The organism is Massilia aurea, from assembly GCF_024753205.1.
Taxonomy (GTDB): Bacteria; Pseudomonadota; Gammaproteobacteria; order Burkholderiales; family Burkholderiaceae_D; genus Telluria; species Telluria aurea.
On record NZ_JANUGZ010000002.1, the window covers coordinates 956,561 to 976,974 of the forward strand.

Here is a 20,414-nt window from a genome sequence, read left to right on the forward strand (position 1 = left end):
GCCCGAGCCCGCGCAGCAGCCGCAGCTGCCGCAGCAGCAGTTCGAGCCGCTCTACGTTCCACCCAACCCCGAGCCGGACGAAAACATCCGTCACTCGCTGTTCGGGGAAATTCTCGACTGGATGCTCGCACCGCTGCTGCTGCTGTGGCCGATGAGCATCGCGATCACCTACCTGGTCGCGAAATCGATCGCCAACCAGCCGTTCGACGATGCGCTCGAAGACCGGGTTACGGTGCTGGGCCAGCAGATCCGCACCGTGGACGGCAAGACGGTCGGCCAGCTGCGCACGGCCGGGCGCGACATCCTGCGCGCCGACGACGTCGACAGCGTGTATTACCTGCTGGCCGGGCCGGCTGGCGAACACCTGGACGGCGACCGCGACCTGCCGCGCCCGCGTGCTAACCGCGCCGGCGAGCCGGCCCGCAGCGGCACGGTCGAATTTCGCAACGACACCATCCACGGCACGCCGATCCGCGTGGCTTACGCGTATGTAAATCTCGATCCGCTGCACGAACGCACGGCCTCGCCGACGCCGCCGCTGGCACTGGTGCAGGTGGCCGAAACGCTCGACAAGCGCGCCCACCTGGCCAATGAAATCATCAAGGGCGTGATCCTGCCCCAGTTCATCATCCTGCCCGTGATCCTGGCGCTGGTCTGGTTCGCGCTCTCGCGCGGCCTGAGCCCGCTGGCCGAGCTGCAGCAACGCATCCGCGCGCGGCCGCAGGACGATCTGTCGCCGATCGATCCGCGCCAGGTGCCCGAAGAAATCTCGCCGCTGGTCGGCTCGTTCAACGACATGCTCGAGCGCCTGGGCAAAACGGTGGAGATGCAGAAGCGCTTCATCGCCGACGCCGCGCACCAGATGAAAACGCCGCTGGCCGGCATGCGCATGCAGTCCGAACTGGCCCTGCGCGAAGTCGATCCGGCCGAGATCCACCGCTCGCTCGAACAGCTGGCCAAGAGCTCCGAATCGGCCACGCGCCTGATCAACCAGTTGCTGGCCCTGGCGCGCGCCGAGAACCAGCCGCAGGCGGGCCTGGCGTTCGACGAGATCGACCTGGCTGCGGTGGCGCGCGAGACCGTGCAGGATTGGGTGCAGGCGTCGTTCGCCCACCAGATCGACCTGGGTTTCGAGTCGCCCGCCAATGACGACGAGCGGGTGATGATCGCTGGCCAGCCCCTGATGCTGCGCGAGATGCTGTCGAACCTGATCGACAATGCGCTGCGCTATACGCCCGCTGGCGGCAGCGTGACGGTGCGCGTGCGCAGCAGCGGCGAACACGCGCTGCTCGAAGTCGAAGACACCGGCCCCGGCATCGCGCCGGCCGAACGCCTGCAGGTGTTCGAACGCTTCTACCGCATCCTGGGCAGCAATACCCAGGGCAGCGGCCTGGGGCTGGCGATCGTGCGCGAAATCGTGCAGCAACACGGCGCCGACATCGACATCTTCAATAATCCACGCAGCGTGTCTCCGCGCTTTCCGGGCAGCCTGTTTCGCCTGACCTTCCCACCGCCTGTGGGCGAACCCGACCATGCCGACTGATTCCATCCCCGACCCAACCTCCGACACGATGGCGCGTGCGCGCCTGGAACACGCCCGCGCGATCCACTGGCACCGCACGCGGCGCATGTCGCTGCTGCTGCTGGCCGTCTGGCTGGTCACGGGCTTTGGCACCGTGTTCTTCGCGCGCGAGCTGGCGCGCTTCGAGGTGTTCGGCTGGCCGCTGTCGTTCTACATGGCCGCGCAGGGCGCCGCGCTGGTGTCGCTGGCGATCATCGCCATCTACGCGTGGCGCATGCGCCGGCTCGACCGCGATTACCACGCCGCGCTGGCGCCGCGCGCATGAGCACGAACCCCACGCCTGGTGTGAAGCACGGCTATTTCAAGAAGCTCTCGCGCTACTACCTGTCGTACACCGGCGCCTTCGCGGTGTTCCTGGCGGCCCTCGCCCTGCTCGAGCAGGAAGGCATGCCGCGCCTGTGGATCGGCTACCTGTTCATGTTCGCCACGATCGCGCTGTACGCGATCATCGGCGTGATCTGCCGCACCTCGAACGTCACCGAATACTACGTCGCCGGCCGGCGCGTGCCGGCCATGTTCAACGGCATGGCAACGGCGGCCGACTGGATCTCGGCGGCCAGCTTCATCAGCCTGGCCGGCGGCCTGTATCTGCAGGGTTTCGACGGCCTGGCTTTCATCATGGGCTGGACCGGCGGCTTCGTGCTGGTGGCGCTGTTGATCGCCCCCTACCTGCGCAAGTTTGCGCAGTACACGGTGCCCGACTTCCTGGCGGCGCGCTACGGCGGCGGCGCGGGCGGGCGCGGTGGCCCGGTGCGGGCGCTGGCCGTGAGCGCGACCATCCTCGTCTCGTTCACGTATGTGGTGGCGCAGATCTATGCGGTCGGCCTGATCGCGTCGCGCTTTACCGGTGTCGATTTTTCAGTCGGAATTTTCCTGGGCCTGGCCAGCATCCTGGTCTGCTCGTTTCTGGGCGGGATGCGCGCCATCACCTGGACCCAGGTGGCGCAGTACATCATCCTGCTGGTCGCGTTTCTGATTCCCACCATGTGGCTGTCGGTGAAACATGCTGACAATCCGATCCCGCAGGTGGCGTACGGATCGCTCCTGCCCAAGCTCACCGCGCGCGAAGCCGAACTGGCAAAGGACCCGCGCGAAGCCCAGGTGCGCGCCGAATTCCTGCGCCGCGCCGACGGCTACGCCGCGCGCGTGGCGGCCCTGCCCGAATCGTGGGAAGCCGGCAAGCTCGATGCCCAGCGCCAGCTGGCCGCAGCCCGCGCGCGCAACGCGTCGCTGACCGAAGTGCGCCAGGCCGAGCGCGCGCTGACCACGTATCCCAACTCGGTCGACGATGCCCGTGCGCTGTGGCTCGAACGGCGTGACGCTAACCTGGCACGGGCACGCCCGCCCGAACCGCATGCGCAGCCGTTTCCCGGCGCGACGCCGGAAGAATCTGACGCACGCCGCAACAATTTTCTGGCGGTGGTGTTCTGCCTGATGTTCGGCACCGCCGCCCTGCCCCACATCCTGATGCGGGCCTACACGACGCCCTCGGTGCACGAGACGCGCGTGTCGGTGTTCTGGACGCTGTTCTTCATCCTGCTGGTGTACCTGACGATTCCCGCACTGGCCGTGCTGGCCAAGTACGACATCTATACGTCGCTCGTGGGCAGCGATTTCTCGTCGCTGCCGACCTGGATTTCGTACTGGGCCAATGTCGACAAGGCCAATCCCCTGATCAGCGTGGCCGACATCAATGGCGACGGCATCGTGCAGCTGGCCGAATTTGCCATCGATGCCGATGTGCTGGTGCTGGCCACGCCCGAAATCGGCGGCCTGCCGTACGTGATCTCGGGCTTGGTCGCGGCCGGCGGCCTGGCGGCGGCGCTGTCCACGGCTGATGGCCTGCTGCTGGCCATTTCCAATGCGCTGTCGCACGATGTGTATTACAAGATGGTGGAACCGGGCGCGTCGACCCAGAAACGGGTGACGATCTCGAAGCTGCTATTGCTCGCGGTGGCCTTCATCGCGGCGTACGCGGCCTCGCAAAAGCCGGCCGACATCCTGTCGCTGGTGGCGGCGGCGTTCTCGCTGGCCGGCTCCACGCTGTTCCCGGTGCTGGTGTTGGGGGTATTCTGGAAGCGCGCCAACCACATCGGCGCCCTCACCGGCATGGTCACGGGATTTGCCGTGTGCCTGTACTACATGCTGCGCGCCAGCCCGGTCCTGGGCGGCAATGCGCTGGAGACCTGGTTCGGCATCCTGCCGATGGCGGCCGGCGTGTTCGGGGTGCCGGCAGGCCTGTTCACGGTGATCGTGGTAAGCCTGCTCACGCCGCGCCCGAGCCGCGCCAGTGCGGGCATGGTCGACTATATCCGGGCGCCCGAATGACCCTGCAGGTGGCAACTGAGGTGGGAATTGAAGAGATTTTCCCGGTGACACAAATGCTATTCTGGACCGCGCCAACATAGGCCGAACCATACCAATACCAAGCATTTCACGGAAAACTTCATGCCAGCATTTCACCGCGCGCTGGGAAGGGCCATCTTCGCTGCGCTCGTCCTTTTCGCTTCGCCACTGACCCTCGCACAAACCCCGCCAGCACCGCCGCCCGTCGCGGCCTTCTTCGGCAACGCCCCGTTCGGCGACGCCAGGCTGTCCCCCAGCGGACGTCATCTGGCCGTGCGCGCCAGCGCGCCGGGCAAGCGCGACTTTTTGACGGTCATCGACCTGGACACCAACAGCGCGAAGATCGTCGCCCATTACAACGACGCCGATGTCCGCAAGTTTTACTGGATCAACGAACGGCGCCTGGTGTTCGACACCCATGACAAAGGCGTCGGCCCGGGCGACCAGCGTTTCATGCCCGGCATGTACGCGGTCGACTTCGACGGCGGCCGTTTCGTCGAGCTGGCCAGCCGTAACATCGTCAGTAGCACCGGCACGCGCATCGCGCGCCGGTTGCTGCCACCGTGGAGCCAGATGGCCGGCAATACCCCGTGGATCGATTCGGATGAGACCTACGCGCTGGCGGCGGTCGGCGACACCCGTAGTGAACTGAGCCATGTCGACCTGCTGCAGGTGAACACCGTGTCAGGCCAGTTCAAAACGGTGCCGCGCCCCGGCGCCACACGCGGCTGGCTGCTCGACCACAAGGGCGAACCGCGCCTGGCGATCACCTACAAGGACCTGACCACGACGCTGCAGTATCTGGACCCGGCCACCGGCAAGTGGCGCGAACTGACCAGTTTCCCGACCTTCAAGGAAACCGCCGCGACGATCGAACCGGTGGCCTTCGGGCCGACCGGCACGCTGTTCGTAACGGCGCGCGGCAAGGCCGGAACGACCGCCATGCACACGTTCGATGTGAACACCGGCAAGCTCGATCCGCAACCGCTGCTGTCGGCGCCCGGCTACGATTTCGACGGTGAGCTGGTGATCAACCGCGACAAGGTGCTGGGCATGCAGTTTCGCACCGATGCGGTATCGAATGAATGGTTCGACGCCGGCATGAAAGCGATCCAGCAGGACGTCGACAAGCTGCTGCCGACGACGGTCAACCTGATGTCGGTGCCGGCCCGGGGCGACTCGCCCCTGCTCGTGGTCACCGCCTATTCGGATGTGGTGGCGCCGGTATTCTTCTTGTACAACAGCAAAACCAAATCGCTGAACAAGGTCGGCGAAGCGCGGCCGGGCATCGATCCGACGCAGATGGGACGCCAGCAGTTTTTGCGCTACAAGGCGCGCGATGGGCTGGACATCCCTGCCCTGCTCACCCTGCCACCGGGTGCCAGGCGCACCGGCCTGCCGCTGGTGGTGATGGTCCATGGCGGCCCCTGGGTGCGCGGAAAATCCTGGGGCTGGGCCCCCGACTCGCAATTTCTGGCCACGCGCGGCTACGCCGTGCTCGAACCAGAATTTCGTGGCAGCACGGGTTTCGGGTCCAACCATGAACGCGCCGGCTACAAGCAATGGGGCCTGGCCATGCAGAACGACATCGCCGACGGTGTACGCTGGGCCGTCGACAAGGGGCTGGTCGACCCCAAGCGCGTCTGCATTGTCGGCGCCAGTTACGGCGGCTATTCGGCGCTGATGGGACTCGTCAACGACCCGGACATGTTCCGCTGCGGGATCAGCTTTGTCGGCGTGACCGACATTGGCCTGCTGTTCGACAATGGCGCGCACTTCAGCAGCGACACGTCACGCGACGTCAAGCAGCACAGCCTGCCGGAACGGATCGGCGACCCGCTCAAGGATGCCGACCAGTTCAAGGCCACGTCACCGCTGCAGCAGGCGGCGCGCATTACCCAGCCGCTGCTGCTGGCCTACGGCGGCGTCGACCGGCGCGTGCCAATCAACCATGGCACCGCGCTGCGCAACGCCGTCATGCGCACCAACAAGCAGGTGGAATGGGTCGAGTACCCGGAAGAAGGTCACGGCTGGGCGCTGGAAAAGAACCGCATCGATTTCTGGGGACGGGTTGAGAAGTTCCTCGACAAGAATATCGGTAGCGGGGCGGTGCGCTGACATCGCGGTGGTTGATCAGAGCACGACAACCAGGTCGATTTTCAGTCCCGGGATCCCGTCCGGCGCATACACCGCCAGCACGCCTGCCTCCAGTGCCTTGTCGTACAAGGGATTTTTGGTGGACAGCGAAAAATAGTAGGTGTTGGGCCGCACCGGGATCGCCGGGGGCACTTGCGGCATGTGCGCGATCGGTATGCCTGGCAATGCGGACCCGACGATACTTTCCATATTCTCGGGCGCAGCGACCTTGAGCCGGATCGGCACCGTCGCCACCAGGTCAAGGCCCGCCATATCGGCAGTAATCGCCAGATAAAGCTGGCTTTGTTTCGTGACCTTGGCCGGATCCAGGATCGCCTGCGAGAACGTGCGCCGGCTCTTGTCGGCCACAAATGGAATGATGACATAGTTGGTGCCGATCGCCGTATCGACCAAGTCGCGCAGCAACGCGTCGAGCTCGGCGAATGCCTCGCCCATTACCTCGTGGCGGTAGGCGGGCAGGTCGGCTGTTTTATAGCGATCTGAAAAGGTCATCAGTCCGCCCGCGGCGGCAAGCATTTGCCGGAACATCACCTCGGGATGAAACCCGGGCGACCTGGCGCAGTGCATCAGCAGCGCATTGGCCGTGCTCAGGATGTTGAGCATCCACCACGACGAGATATCGCCCGCGCCGGCTTCATACATGCTGTTGTTCGTCATGCGGTGCGTGCGCTGGAGCGATTCGATCTTCGTCGTGATCACGCTGCTCAAGCCATCGAGCATGCGCACCAGGCCTGGCGCTGCGCCCACCGTGACGCTCGGCGGGATGAACTCCTGCACCAGCTCGAAGCCCCCTTCCGCTACCCGCCGCAGCCGCACCACCGGAATGCTGGCACGCGCCCCATGCGGCTCGGCCTGCAGCAACAGCCGCACCTGCTTTTTAAGGAAAGGCACCTCGATCGCCAGCGCATCGCTGAACAGGTCAGTGGTATCCAGGTCGCAGCGCACATAGCGGCTGTTGTCGTCGGCATTGCCCCCATGCGGCTTGACCAGGGCAAGGGCTGCGTAGAACGTGAATGATTCTGCCTCTGGCGGCAGGCGCGTGAGATCGACCGGCTCGGGCAGCAGGTCGGCGCCGGGCGCCTCGACGATGTCCCCGTCGGGATAGATCAGCGACATCGTGTTCGCGCTCAGGCGGTTGTGTCCCAATCCGTCCACATTCCACGTCACCTTGCACACACCCCAACAGTACGGATTGAGAGCCGAAGCGATGCGCTGGAGGCGGGTTTCGTGATAAAGATCCTGACGCTGAAAGTGCTGCGGCCCCAGCGTCAAGCCTTCCGACCACAGGACCTTCGATGTTGCGCTCATGGTTTCTCCCGTTGAAGTTTCGCTGGACACATTCTCGGAAGGATGGCGTTGCGCCTGAAGCGCGATATTGATTTCGCGCAGCCAGGCATCGTATCGATCAACCAGTGCATTCCCTTGTGGCGGCGCAACATTGCTGAGATTCACGACCCGACAATGGCTGCCGTAGGTGTTGTCCCGCTTTGACAAGAGGAGCGCGATGCGCGGCTTTACTTCCGGTCTGTTCGACCGCCTGGACGACACTGGTGAGCCCCCATCGGGTAACCGGCGCGACGCCCGTGCGCGCTCTGTCGAGCATGCGCTGCGCAGCGTCACGCGTGACCTGCAGGCGCTGCTTAATACCCGCTGCGGCGTGCACCAGGCGTCGTTCAGCCCGCTCCCGGCGGTATCGGGCTCCATCCTGAACTATGGCCTGATCGACTTCGCCGGCATGTGCATGAACAGCGATACGGACCAGCAGGAAATCTGCAAGGCCGTCCAGCTGGCCATCCAGCGCCATGAACCCCGGCTGCACAAGGTCCTCGTGTCACTCCGGGGCGCCAAGAGCGCCAGGGGCACCATCAACCGCGTGGAATTCGTGATCACTGCGCAGCTGAAACATGCGTCGATGCCCGAGGCGATGTCGTTCAATGCGGTATTTCGCCCCTCGCTCCAGCAGTATTCGATCGAAGGTGCCAACTAGAGGGCGCAATCGCTGATCCCATGGACGAATTGTTGACAAAGTACGAGCGCGAACTCGTCATTCTCAGGTCGCTGTGCAGGGAATATGCCCAGCGCTATCCCAAGGTTGCTGCCAGGCTGCAAATGGGTGGCGATACTTGCGACGATCCGCATGTCGAACGCCTGATCCAGAGCACGGCACTTCTCAGCGCGCGCGTGTCGAAGCGACTGGACGATTCGTACCCCGAATTTACTGAAGCCCTGCTCAACCTGCTCTATCCCCACTACCTGCGCCCGTTTCCGTCGTGCGCAATCGTGCGCGTTTCCAGCACACTCGATCGCCCGGACACGATCCCCGCCATGCCGCGCGGGACGTTGCTGGAATCGAAGCCAGTACACGGCGTGGCATGCCGCTTCAAGACCATCCACGACGTCAAACCGTCGCCTGTCGCACTGCGCGCCGCAAGTTTCGAGACCGTCATTCAGGCGCCGGTCGCAACGCGCCTGCCAGACGACGTCACATCGTCACTGACGCTGACATTCGGCGCTGCCGGATGGGGCCCGCTGCCAGCGCCGGATGCGGCGACCGTGCTGCGCGTGTATGCCGATGGCGATGCCTCGTTCTGCGCCACGCTGCGCGATGCCCTCTTCATGCACACCGCGGCGGCGTACGTGCAGATTGACGAGGACGGCCCGTGGGAACGGTTACCTTGCATACCGATCGCACCGGCTGGATTTGCCCCTGACGACGCCCTTATTCCGTTCGACGCCCGCTCGCATGGGGCTTACCGCATACTTGCCGAATATTTTGCCTTCCCCGAGAAGTTCAATTTTTTCGATATCGATATTCCCTTGCTGCTGGCACGTGTACCTGCCGGCTGCGCCAGTGTCACGTTACGCCTGGGCCTTGCCGGCATCCGGCCCGATGCCGACAAGGCGCGCATGCTCGCCAGCCTGTCGACACAGCAACTCGTGCAAGGTTGCACGCCCGTCGTCAATCTGTTCCAGCAGCCTGGCGTGCCGATCATGTACGACCAGCGAGCGGCCGACTACACCCTTCTGGCGCACGCCAATTTTCCGCAGGCGTATGAAGTGTATTCGGTCGATGCGGTACACCTGGTGCGCCAGTGCGGCAACGACACATCGATCACGGCATTCCAGCCGTTCTATGCGCTTCGGCACGGCGCACAATACGCCAGCGAGCAAGGACGCTACTGGTTCCTGCGGCACGACGAGACGCTCGCCTTGTGCAGTCCGGGCCATGAAAAATCGATCACGCTCGTCGGCGCCGATTGCGACCCGTTCGAGATCGAACGAAATATCCTGTCGGTTGAACTGAGCTGCACGAACCGCGACCTGCCCTGCTCACTGGCCATCGGTGCGCCTGAAGGCGACCTGTTCATTCCCGGCGCAACACGCAACGCAGCGATCCGCATGGTGCGCAGGCCAACCCGCCATGCGCGCTTGACGAATGACGCAGGCATGCACTGGCGCCTGATCTCGCATCTGGCGCTGAACCATCATTCCCTGATGGACGACGGCGTGCATGGCCTGCGCGAAATGCTGTCCCTGTACGACCTGGCCTCGTCGTCCGTCTCGCGGCGGCAAATCCGCGGCATCATCGCCCTCGACCAGCAGGACACCACGGCCTGGATCAGGCACAGGAACGGCACATCGCTGGTGCACGGCCTTGAAGTGCGCGTCACGCTCGACGAAGAAGCGTATGCCGGCGCCGGCCTGCACCTGTTCGTCCAGGTGCTGCACCAGTTCTTTGCGCTGTACGTTCACCTGAACAGCTTCGTCGAACTCGTTGCCCTCTCGTATCAAAGCGGAAAGGAGCTGATCCGATGCGCCCCACGAAGCGGAAGCATGAGCCTGCTGTAATGGCCCTGCTCCTGGCTGAACCATACCGGTTCAGCTTTACCCAGCTGGTCAGCATCCTGCTACGCGCGCTGCAGCACCAGGGCATCGGCCGCGAACGCGCCTTGCGCACCGTGCTGTCGTTTCGCAACAGCCTGTCGCTGTCGTTTCCTGCCAGCGAAGTCGAAGCGCTCGACATCGAGCCGGCAACACAAGACCCACTTGGCGCGCTGCGCTCGGGAACATTGCGCCGCGTCCGGATCACACCCGCATTTATCGGCCTGCTCGGCGCCAGTGGCACCCTGCCGGTGCACGATACCGAACGGATCGCAGCGCGCAAGTCGCTTGGGGACGATGCCAGCCAGCGCGAACTGCTCGATGTCATGTCGACCCGGTTGATCGGCCTGTTTTATGAGGCATCGGTCAAGTACCGGGTCGAGCACGATTTGTCGATTGGCGATGGGGACCGCTTGCTGCCGATGATGACTGCCTTGGCAGGCACGTGCCCGCCACGGGCCGCAAGCGCCAGGCAACCAGACAGGCACGTCAGACCGGACACTGCAGCCTGTTTCGCTGGACTGCTTCGCACCCGCCCGGTCGCGGCCGGCACGGTCGAACAGGTGTTGAGCAGCTATTTCGACGTGCCGGTCAGACTCGAACAATTCGTTGGCTGCTGGGATCCGATTCCCGAACACCGGCGCAGCACATTGGGCGTCACCAGGCCCGTGCTCGGCATCAGTACGGCGCTGGGCACGCGTCTGTGGCGGCATGACATCTGTGCGCGTCTGCATGTCGGGCCACTGGACGAAGCGCAAGCACGCAGTTTTCTTCCCGGTGGCACGGCGCTGGCGGCACTGCGGGAAATGACAAGGATGTTTGCGGTGCCGACCTTGCACTACGAACTACGGTTGCTGCTTGCACCGCCTGCCATCAAGCCGCTCACGCTGAGCACGAAGACGCCGTCGCGTCAGCTTGGCTGGAATACGTTTCTTACCGCGACACCAGGCGTTACGGATCGTCCCGACGTCCGGTTAATGCTGGGACGCTCCGATGACTCGAAAGAGAGACAGACAGGAAGACGGTGACGTGGCTTAAAAAACGGCGTTGATGCCAGTCAATTGAGGCTGCGTGACGGCGGGCTAACGTGGTCGCTGACCATGTCGATTATTTCAACTGCGGCCGTGCAGCGGCCATCGGGAGCAACGCAATGGGCGAGAGCCAGACCATCGCAGCCGGCGCCGCACTATCGGCATTTCGCGGCAACTCGCAGCACAACCGGCTGATGCGACTGGATTTTCCTTTCGAGGACGGCCCGCCCGCGATTTTGCTGCCAAACAAGCTGGTCGCGCGCGAGGAGATCTCGCGCGGATTCCGGTTCGAGGTCGACGTCCTGTCGGACGACCCGCGCATTCCGCTCAAGATGCTGATGGGCCGGATGGTCACGATTTCGCTGGTACGCCAGGACGGCTCGCTGCGTTACTTCAACGGGTACATCACGCAACTGTCGTTCTTGCGTGCCGATGGCGGCTTTGCCTTTTACCGGATGGTGCTCGAGCCCTGGCTTGCCTTCGCGCGACTGCGCAAGGACAACGTGTCGTTCCACGGCAAGAGCGTGCAGCAGATCACCGAAGCAACGCTCAAGCACTACCGCCAGGCCGACTGGCACATGCATGTCTTTGAAGAAGATCCGCCACTGACCGTTGCCAATCAATATAACGAGACCGACTACAACCACCTGCACCGCCGTTGGGAAGCGCGGGGCATGCATTACTGGTACGAACACCGCTTTGATGGTCACAAGCTCATGCTCTCCGACAAGAGCTTCCACAACGAGCCAATCGATGCCACCAGCTACGACGACGTGGACGTCATTGCATTCCACGACAAGAGCGGCTCGCTCGAAGATGACGGCATTCACCTGTGGAGTGCGAGCCGGCGCCTCGGCTCCGGCACGACCACGCTGGCCAGCGTCGACTACAAGAATCCCGGCGCACAGCACGCCACTGGTTACTCCGCCAACCGGCAAGGCGACATATTCGCCTACGAGGTGTACGAAGACAGCGGCGCCTACGGCTTTCGCATGCGCAGCGATGGCGAACGGCTCGCAACGCAGCGCATGGTGGAGCAGGACAAGGATACGCAGACGTTCGATGCCACCAGCAATGCCCGCAGCGTCCAGCCCGGGCGTACCTTCAAACTCGGCGGGCATTTCAGCGCCGAGCCGCGCTCGATGGACTACGACCCCGAACCGCGCCGCAGCATTGGCGACCGCAGCTACCTGATCCTGTCTGTAGAGCACGAAGCGACCAACAACTACCAGGCCGGCGCGGGTGCCCCGTCGCACTACGAGAACCGGTTCACCTGCATCAACAGGGACATCCGCTGGCGGCCGGGTCGCGACTTCAACAGCGAACCGGGCGCCTACATGGGCTTGCACACGGCGACGGTCGTCGGTCCGGCTGGCGCCGACATCCACACCGATGGTTTCGGCCGGGTCAAGCTGCAATTTCACTGGGACCGGCTGGGCCAGGACGACGAGAACAGCTCGCCATGGATTCGGGTACTGAGCCCGGCTGCGGGGAAGGAGTTTGGCCACATCCGCCTGCCGCGCGTCGGCGAAGAAGTCGCCGTTGTCTATCCGAACGGGAACATCGACCATCCACTGATACTGGGCGCGCTGTACAACGGCACACACATGCCGCCATGGGCGCTGCCGGCGCAATCGGCCCTGGCAGGCTTGCGCAGCCGCGAACTCGGCGGTGGTGCACGCGGCAACCACCTGGTGCTGGATGACACGAAGGAGATGATCCAGGCGCAGCTGAAGAGCGATCACCAGTGCAGTCAGCTATCACTCGGGCATATCACGCGAATCGAGGACAACGCCGGGCGCAAGGATGCGCGCGGGGAAGGCTGGGAACTGACGACCAATGCATGGGGCGTTGCCCGCGCTGCCAACGGTATGCTTATCACAACCGAAGCCAGGATGAACGCAGTAGCACATGCCAAGGACTTGGGCGAGACTGCTCAGCGGCTAGCATCAGCGGCACAAATTCAGAAACAACTGGCCTCTATGGCGCTCGAACAGGAGGCACAAGAGAGTGGCCAGCAGGACGAAGCAGCCACCGACATCGAGGCTCAAAATTCGGCGATTCGCGGGGAGACCAGAGGTTCTATGCCCGAGCTCTCGGAGCCGCACTTGATCTTAGCGAGCCCCGCCGGCATCGAGCTTACGAGCGCCCAATCGACTCACATCGCCAGCGAACGTCACACCATGATCACAAGTGGCAAGAGCCTCTCGATCGCTAGCGCCAATGGTGTATTCGCCAGCGTCGGCAAGACCTTCAGGCTGTTCGTTCATAAAGCTGGAATGAAACTGATAGCAGCTGCTGGCCAAGTGTCAGTGCAAGCGCGAAGTGACGACGTGGAAATCATCGCCAACAAGGTGCTTGAACTGCTCAGCGAGACTGAGTGGGTGAATATTCGCGGCAAGAAAGGCGTGCGGCTGCATGGCGTCAACAATATGGTCGAGATCGGCGAAAAAGTTCAATTTTTTACCTCTGCGCCGGTGCTGTTTCACGGAAATCTGGAAACGCTGGCAGCGAAAAGCGTTTCTCAGGCTTTCAACGAACGCTCGTCCGACTACCAGTTCGACCAAGAGGTTAATTTCGTCGACGGCAACATGAAACCTGAAAAGAATATCTCTTACGAACTCCTACGCGACGATGGCACGGTTACGAACGGCAAAACCCCAGCCAATGGGAGCACCGAATTGCAGAAAGCAGGTAGCTTCGATTTCTACACCATCCGCTACAAAGGTGAACTACCATGAGCGACCAATCAGCACTCAACGAGCGCGGCAATCATCAAGGCGAATTTACGCAGGGCATTGGCGGATGGGCCGAATATACAGTCCACATGACACCAACGTCGGACACTGCCCGTCATGACGTGAAGCTTCCACCGCGCAAAGTAATACCAGTGATTTTTTTACCAGGTGTGATGGGAAGCAATCTTCGGCTAAGTAAAGCCAGACAGAGCGCGTTAAACCGACCAGATAACCGCTCCTGGCGCCCTGATGACATGGTAGGTACAAAAGGGGCTAGCACCGCGTTAAGTGGCACTGGTGTGGCTGGATGGTACAAGAATGCTACCCCGGCACAGCGCCAGCTGATGTTAGATCAGAACGAAACCGAGGTCGAATATTACCGTTATACCGAAAGCAAGGATCGCTTCGATCCAGATGGGGCGGAAACGCTCGCAGCGGACCAACGACATCAGAACGTTCCCGACGATCTTGAAGCTATCCCGCCCCTCATAGGTGCGCGCAGGGTCGCAGGCTGGAGGCCTGGACGCCAATCATCAGGGAAAAGGCGTGAATCGGCGGCACAGGTCGCAAGATGGCGCGGCTGGAGTGAAGTGTTGTTCGCTGGCGCCTACGGTCAGATGCTGAAAACGGTTGAGCGCCACCTTAACAATATGGTCAGAGATGAAGCTGCCAATCCGATGTGGAAGCCATTCTTTGCTAATCCAACTACTTTCGGGGCAATGGAAGCTAGCGTCCCATTGACCGAACACGATCTGAAGAAAATTTCAGCCTGTTGGTATCCGGTTCATGCAATGGGCTACAACTATTTGAAAAGCAATGGGGTATCCGCACGCGAAATTGCGGAGCGCATACGTGGATTAACCAAGGGATATCAAAAACGAGGCTTCAAGTGTGATGAAGTGATCATCGTAACGCACAGCATGGGAGGGCTTCTCGCGCGTGCGCTCATTCATCCAAAATATGGGAATCTAATGAATGATGCATCGGTCAAGGTACTGGGCATGTACCACAATGTCATGCCGACCATGGGGGCTGCTGCGTCTTACAAACGAATGCGATTCGGCTTCTTAGAGGGAGCAGGCATGGTCGCGGAGACCTCGGCAAAGGTTCTAGGCATCAACGGTGAAAATGCTACTGCCATACTTGCAAATGCACCTGCAGCTCTGGAGCTATTTCCCGGGTCTGTTTACGGAAAAGGCTGGCTGAAGATATTAGATGGATCAGGACGCGAGTTATGGAGCTTACCCGATAGCGGAGAAAGCCCTTTGGAAAGCATTTATATGCAGCCGCCGGATAAGTGGTGGCGGCTACTGAATCCAGACTGGGTCAATCCTGCCCGTTTGAATGAAAAGCAGGGAGGCGGCATTAATTCTGTCGTTGATCGTGTCAAAAAAGCTGCCGAATTTATTGAAGACATCAGAGCCACTTTTCACCCAAGTAATTGTTACGGCAGTTTCTGTTCATCGTCAGAACGTCCATCTTATGGTGAGATTGTCTTTAAGATAATGGAGCGTGAAGTGTGGAATTCGCGAAATATTGCATTGCCCCCTCCCCAAAGTTGGACTCTACTAAGCGACGATGGGACAGGAACACTCAAAGTGCAGGCCGGTACACGCATCCTTACACTCGTCTTGCAGCCTCCGATAGCGCCAGGAGATGAGACGGTCCCAGCCACTCGCTCAGCTAAAAAGATAGCCGGGAAACTGTTTGTACATGGTGAGAGTAAGGGCAAGAGCTATGAACACCAGAATAGCTTTGCAGACAATAACGTTCTCTCGTCTTTATTGTACTCAATCGCTCAGATCGCCAAGACCGCAAAATGGGAGTGAATGTGAAAATCATGCGGCACTCGAAGTTCCTCGCTACTGCGACTACCATAATGATTGTGCTGGGATCTTCGTCTGGAGAATCACGAACCTATTCCTACAAGGAGACCGCCGTGCCCGAACGAGTAAAGCTCACTCCACGCCTGCAATCCATTTTTAATAAAACAAAAATCTTGTGTTTCGGCCGCTACGCGATTGAGGTGCCGTACGAAGCACAGTTTGTTGCAGGAAACTTTGCCTTACCATCTGATATCGTTACAGTTACGGGTGGACTGGATGAGGCGAAAATTCGTGTTGCAGAAAGAATAAGGAAGCTGAAGTCAGAAGAGCCAACCTCAGAAATTACCTATAACGGACCAGGCCCGACAGAAAATAGCTGGCAAATACGCTATTTCGAAGACAAATATAAGAAGGAGCGCAACGCACTTTTTTTCGACACATATGTGAGTAAAGATAAGGTAACATTCATTCTTGGAGACTCAGTATCACAAAATGATTCTGAAAGCACCGTAATAAACCGACAACTCATGCGGGCGAAATATTTACAGCTACGAGCAATCGATGAAGTACCGACCGAATCCGGCTTTTGTGTCGATCAAGGATTCATACCCAATAATATTTATGACCTTCAGGAAATAGTTAGTATTGGAATTTATCTGCCAAGCCTCCCAGATGTGGCGTTCTCGGTCGGGTCTAACAAAGATGCTTACGCTGATTATGAAAAATCCAGATTTGAGCAAATGAAGCGAGATGAATTGCCCCTACTTGCCCGCATCACGCATGCACAAAATATTCAAGGTGCTTCTTACCCTCATCGTGATGTTCTACGTGAAGGAAAACGAGACGTACAACATTGGAAAGGCGAAGAATCATTAATTCGCAGGTCTGATGGTACCCACGATTTCGAGTGGGCATTCGTTGGTACGCCGGGAGATGTGGCAAACCCATCAGAATTCCATGCTGCCATGTTCACGAAAGTCGAAAATAGTATGGTAGGGGCGGCAAAAAAGGCTTCAGTCACCGATGACGAAGCTATAGCAATTTGGGACAAGTTTCTCTTTGCACTGAAATTCAGGGTCAAAGTGCCTGGCGCGCCCGAAGACTCCTATTATTTTCCCAAACGGCAAGCGGATACAACGGATCAAGAATAACGACACCACCAAACCATCTCCAGGAGTAAATATGAAACACGAAGGCCGTGGCGTCATTCGCCTGAGTGATAAGACAGATCATGGCGGCAAAGTCACCAGTGCATCATCGAAGACTAAGGTAATGGGCATTGCCGCAGCTATCGAGGGCGACATGACGTTTTGTCCGGCATGCAAAGGAAACTTTCCAATCAAGCCGGATGGCGCAGGCGCGAAGCACGAGAGCAAATCATATGCTTACGAGGGCGACGTCACTGAATGCGGCGCGCACTTGATCAGCACATTGAAGTGATCAGGTTAACCTTGAGAAAAAAAGAATTTTCAAGCCTATAAAAGGGTTTCTATTACCACCCCAAGATAATCGTAGCGCCACACTAAGACTGAGCTAATAATGAAATTGCCTATTGCTCGTAAGCTGCTCTACTACCTACTGACGGGACTCTTCATACTTTTCTCTTTCAAGGCATATACCATGATGAACAACCAATATAAAACTAACCAAGACCTCCCCCGCAATGAAGAATTATCCCTTTTTAATCCCCATCGTCCAAGTTTCACTTGTGTAATTGAAGCAGATAAAGTCCCGCCTATTGATGCACAAGCCGAAAAATGGTTCCTCGAAGCGCAGACACTAGACGATCCAGACGCATGGGAAGAAGACCGCGACTACAAGAAGATAGTCCAATTGACACGTAATGCTGCGGACAGGCACCATTGGAAAGCCATGCTCAACTTGGCTACGCTTTACCTAGAGAATCGTGATCCGCCGCATGGAGAAATGGACGCGATTGCTCTGGTAGAGAAAGCGATGCGTCTTGGTATTCCAGCTGCATATGACCTGATGGGCACCTACTACATGACTGGCGTCGGTGTTCCTGGCGACGCCACCAGAGCTTACGCATTCTGGCAAAGAGCAGCAGAGATGGGAAGTCCGCACGCGATGGCTTACCTCGGCGATAAACTGGCCGCGACATGGGACAGCCCCCGCGATGGATTTTGGGCGAACCTACCCGTCGCAACTAAAATGCTGGAATGTGCATTCGCTCAGGGTTATGGCCCGGCAGCCTATACGTTGGCTTTTCTTCAATCCTGGCCGTTAAAAACTGATGGAACAATTGCCGAATCTAGAACTGCGGCAACAAGATCACATGCATTACGCACTCTACACGAAGGTGTTAAATTCGGTTGCTCCAACTGCGCGCGAGACATATCAGGAGAGTTCCGCAAGCCACAGGACTTGTCCGACATGCTCGTTCCACATCTCGATCAAGCCCGATCCGAGCGCTATGCTGCACTTTACAACGCTCTCGAGCTTAATCCACTGCTGCGCTTCCCCAACCTTGACAAGGTGCTTCCATTACCGCCCGCACCACTCTTGCCGTGGAATGGCGATAAACAAACGCTTATTGATGCCGCGAAAGGCGTGACAAGTCGACCATCGGAAATAAAATCAAGCGCTGCCTCTCAACGGCAAGGCCGGTACTACCTTGATGCCACATATGATTTGATCCAGAGCGAAAACAAGGCAAGGGGAACCGAAGCGCCATTCGCAGGATACTGGCAAGCCACCGCGCCATCCGAGTCGGCGCAGGTGCAGACCTGGCTCAAAGACATTCCGCCAGGCCTGTACCAGCCGGGAGAAGCGTTCGACCTGCCGCGATATCCGAAAGGAATGGGGAGCGGAGCCATCCCGGAGCTAACGTGGCAGCGTTTCCTCACAGTCCGCCACGACAATGGCGTAGTCAACCCAGTCGCCGCTACCGGCATGACGCGCGAAGTCATAAGCACACAACCGCAACGGTCCTGCAATGCGCTCAAGACGTGTCCGGTCACTGGCACCTGGCAACCTTGGCTTTCAACAGAACACCCACTGCATCAAGTCGTCAACCAACCGTGGCGCCAGGCCTGGGTGGTCGCCGAGCAACCGTTTCCGCAGCTTCTAAATAGCGGCTATCTTCCCTTCGATCCAGATGAGCTGACATGGCATCTGATGGACAGCGCTGCACCGAACCTGGGTTGACCGGGAAAAGCTCCCACCTCTCAACGAGACATCGAGCTGCCAATGAGATTACCTCTGCTTCGCAAAATCGCATACGGCCTGCTGACGGTGGTTTTCCTGGTTTGCTCTTTCAACGCGTTAAGCATCGTACGAGACCAATACAAGGCAACCCAAGCCCTGCCCCGCAACGAAAAACTGCCCCTCTTTAATCCGCACCGCTCTAGCTTCACTTGCCAGATTGAAGCAACCAAGGTGCCGCCCGTCGATGCACGAGCTGATAGCTCGTTCCTCGAAGCGCAAGCTCTCGACGACCCTAGCGTTTGGGAAGAAGACCGCGACTATGGGAGGATCGTACAGTTGACACGCCAAGCAGCCGACAGACACCACTGGAAAGCCATGCTTAACCTTGCCACCCTATACCTAGAGAACCGCGATCCGCCCCGTGGGCAAGTCGAGGCGCTAGTGCTCGTGGAGGAAGCGATGAGGCTCGGTGTTCCCGCTGCTTATGATCGCATGGGAACTTACTACATGCATGGCGTTGGCATGCCGGGAGACGCGACGAAAGCGTTCGCATTCTGGCAACGAGCAGCCGAGATGGGAAATCCGCACGCAATGGGCTACCTAGGCGACAAGTTGGCGGCAACATGGGACAGTCCGCGAGACGGATTTTGGGCTAACATACCTGTCGCGACAAAAATGCTTGAGTGCTCTTTGGCCCAAGGATATGGCCCTGCGGCATATAGTTTATATTACCTCCAGGCATGGCCACGTACCAGCGACGGAACTCGTTCCGGTCCCCAAAAAACTGAAACCAAAGCACTGGCACTTAGAACGTTACATCAGGGTGTAAAACACGGCTGTTCCGATTGCGCAAGAACGTTAACTATAGAATTCGGAGACCCGGACGACTTGGCAGACATGCTTGCCCCACATCTCGATAATGCACGTTCAAAGCGCTATCTAGTACTCCATAACGCCCTCAATCTTAATCCACTACTGCGTTTCCCCAACCTCGACAAGGTGCTTCCCTTACCACCTGAACCACTTCCCCCGTGGGATGGCGATAAACAGACGCTCATCGATGCCGCAAAAGGCGTGACAAGTCGACCATCGGAAATAAAATCAAGCGCTGCCTCTCAACGGCAAGGCCGGTACTACCTTGATGCCACATATGATTTGATCCTGAGCGAAGACAAGGCAAGGGGAACCGAAGCGCCATTCGCAGGATACTGGCAAGCCACCGCGCCATCCGAGTCGGCGCAGGTGCAGACTTGGCTCAAAGACATTCCGCCAGGCCTGTATCAGCCGGGAGAGGCGTTCGACCTGCCGCGATATCCGCAAGGAATGGGGAGCAGAGCCATCCCGGAGCTAACGTGGCAGCGTTTCCTCACAGTCCGCCACGACAATGGCGTAGTCAACCCAGTCGCCGCTACCGGCATGACGCGCGAAGTCATACGCACACAACCGCAACGGTCTTGCAATGCGCTCAAGACGTGTCCGGTCACTGGCACCTGGCAACCTTGGCTTTCAACAGAACACCCACTGCATCAAGTCGTCAACCAACCGTGGCGCCAGGCCTGGGTGGTCGCCGAGCAACCATTTCCGCAGTTTGTAGATGGCAGCTACCTTCCCTTCGATCCGGATGAGCTGACATGGCATCTGATGGACAGCGCTGCACCGAACCTGGGTTGACCGGGAAAAGCTC

14 protein-coding genes are annotated in these 20,414 nt (G+C 59.6%); 13 read left to right on the forward strand and 1 reads right to left on the reverse strand.

Translation table 11 applies throughout. The features are described from left to right. The first annotated feature begins 25 nt into the window (after positions 1–25). The 4 genes from NX775_RS09760 (at position 26) to NX775_RS09775 (ending at position 6,046) form a co-directional block, all read left to right on the forward strand. Positions 26–1,543: a sensor histidine kinase gene (locus tag NX775_RS09760; RefSeq protein WP_258836000.1), complete on the forward strand. Its 1,518-nt coding sequence runs from the start codon at positions 26–28 to the stop codon at positions 1,541–1,543. Further along, positions 1,533–1,847 carry a DUF4212 domain-containing protein gene (locus tag NX775_RS09765; protein WP_370660569.1) on the forward strand — a complete coding sequence of 105 codons (315 nt, stop codon included), beginning with the start codon at positions 1,533–1,535 and terminating at the stop codon, positions 1,845–1,847. The genes NX775_RS09760 and NX775_RS09765 overlap by 11 nt, the downstream gene beginning before the upstream one ends. Further along, positions 1,844–3,910 carry a sodium:solute symporter family protein gene (locus tag NX775_RS09770; RefSeq protein ID WP_258835817.1) on the forward strand — a complete coding sequence of 689 codons (2,067 nt, stop codon included), beginning with the start codon at positions 1,844–1,846 and terminating at the stop codon, positions 3,908–3,910. Before NX775_RS09765 ends, NX775_RS09770 begins: the two co-directional genes overlap by 4 nt. Before the next feature lie 120 nt (positions 3,911–4,030). After that, positions 4,031–6,046 (forward strand): alpha/beta hydrolase family protein, encoded by a 2,016-nt coding sequence (locus tag NX775_RS09775; RefSeq protein ID WP_258835818.1) that lies wholly within the window; start codon positions 4,031–4,033, stop codon positions 6,044–6,046. A gap of 15 nt (positions 6,047–6,061) precedes the next feature. On the opposite strand, the gene tssK is transcribed toward NX775_RS09775, so the two are convergent. Further along, positions 6,062–7,393, reverse strand: a complete 1,332-nt coding sequence (gene tssK / locus NX775_RS09780) for a type VI secretion system baseplate subunit TssK (RefSeq protein ID WP_258835819.1) — start codon at positions 7,391–7,393, stop codon at positions 6,062–6,064. A 196-nt stretch (positions 7,394–7,589) separates the two neighbouring features. Here tssK and tssE point away from each other — a divergent pair, with 196 nt between their 5' ends. The 9 genes from tssE to NX775_RS09825 all read left to right on the forward strand — a co-directional run bounded on the left by tssE (position 7,590) and on the right by NX775_RS09825 (position 20,401). Next, positions 7,590–8,072: a type VI secretion system baseplate subunit TssE gene (gene tssE, locus NX775_RS09785; RefSeq protein WP_258835820.1), complete on the forward strand. Its 483-nt coding sequence runs from the start codon at positions 7,590–7,592 to the stop codon at positions 8,070–8,072. A gap of 20 nt (positions 8,073–8,092) precedes the next feature. Beyond that, the gene (tssF, locus tag NX775_RS09790) at positions 8,093–9,934 is read left to right on the forward strand and encodes a type VI secretion system baseplate subunit TssF (RefSeq protein WP_258835821.1); all 1,842 of its coding nucleotides are present in this window, start codon (positions 8,093–8,095) and stop codon (positions 9,932–9,934) included. Continuing rightward, entirely contained in the window at positions 9,934–10,995 is a 1,062-nt protein-coding gene (tssG, locus tag NX775_RS09795; RefSeq protein WP_258835822.1) for a type VI secretion system baseplate subunit TssG, read from the forward strand. Before tssF ends, tssG begins: the two co-directional genes overlap by 1 nt. Positions 10,996–11,117: 122 nt before the next feature. Then, entirely contained in the window at positions 11,118–13,739 is a 2,622-nt protein-coding gene (locus NX775_RS09800; protein ID WP_258835823.1) for a type VI secretion system Vgr family protein, read from the forward strand. Beyond that, positions 13,736–15,565, forward strand: a complete 1,830-nt coding sequence (locus NX775_RS09805; protein ID WP_258835824.1) for an esterase/lipase family protein — start codon at positions 13,736–13,738, stop codon at positions 15,563–15,565. The genes NX775_RS09800 and NX775_RS09805 overlap by 4 nt, the downstream gene beginning before the upstream one ends. Before the next feature lie 110 nt (positions 15,566–15,675). Then, entirely contained in the window at positions 15,676–16,713 is a 1,038-nt protein-coding gene (locus tag NX775_RS09810) for a T6SS immunity protein Tli4 family protein (RefSeq protein WP_258835825.1), read from the forward strand. A gap of 31 nt (positions 16,714–16,744) precedes the next feature. Continuing rightward, a complete protein-coding gene (locus NX775_RS09815; protein ID WP_258835826.1) occupies positions 16,745–17,002 on the forward strand; it encodes a PAAR domain-containing protein in 258 nt (85 codons plus the stop codon). A 99-nt stretch (positions 17,003–17,101) separates the two neighbouring features. Then, positions 17,102–18,730 (forward strand): tetratricopeptide repeat protein, encoded by a 1,629-nt coding sequence (locus NX775_RS09820; RefSeq protein WP_258835827.1) that lies wholly within the window; start codon positions 17,102–17,104, stop codon positions 18,728–18,730. Positions 18,731–18,772: 42 nt separating this feature from the next. Continuing rightward, positions 18,773–20,401, forward strand: a complete 1,629-nt coding sequence (locus tag NX775_RS09825) for a tetratricopeptide repeat protein (RefSeq protein ID WP_258835828.1) — start codon at positions 18,773–18,775, stop codon at positions 20,399–20,401. The last annotated feature ends 13 nt before the right edge of the window (positions 20,402–20,414 follow it).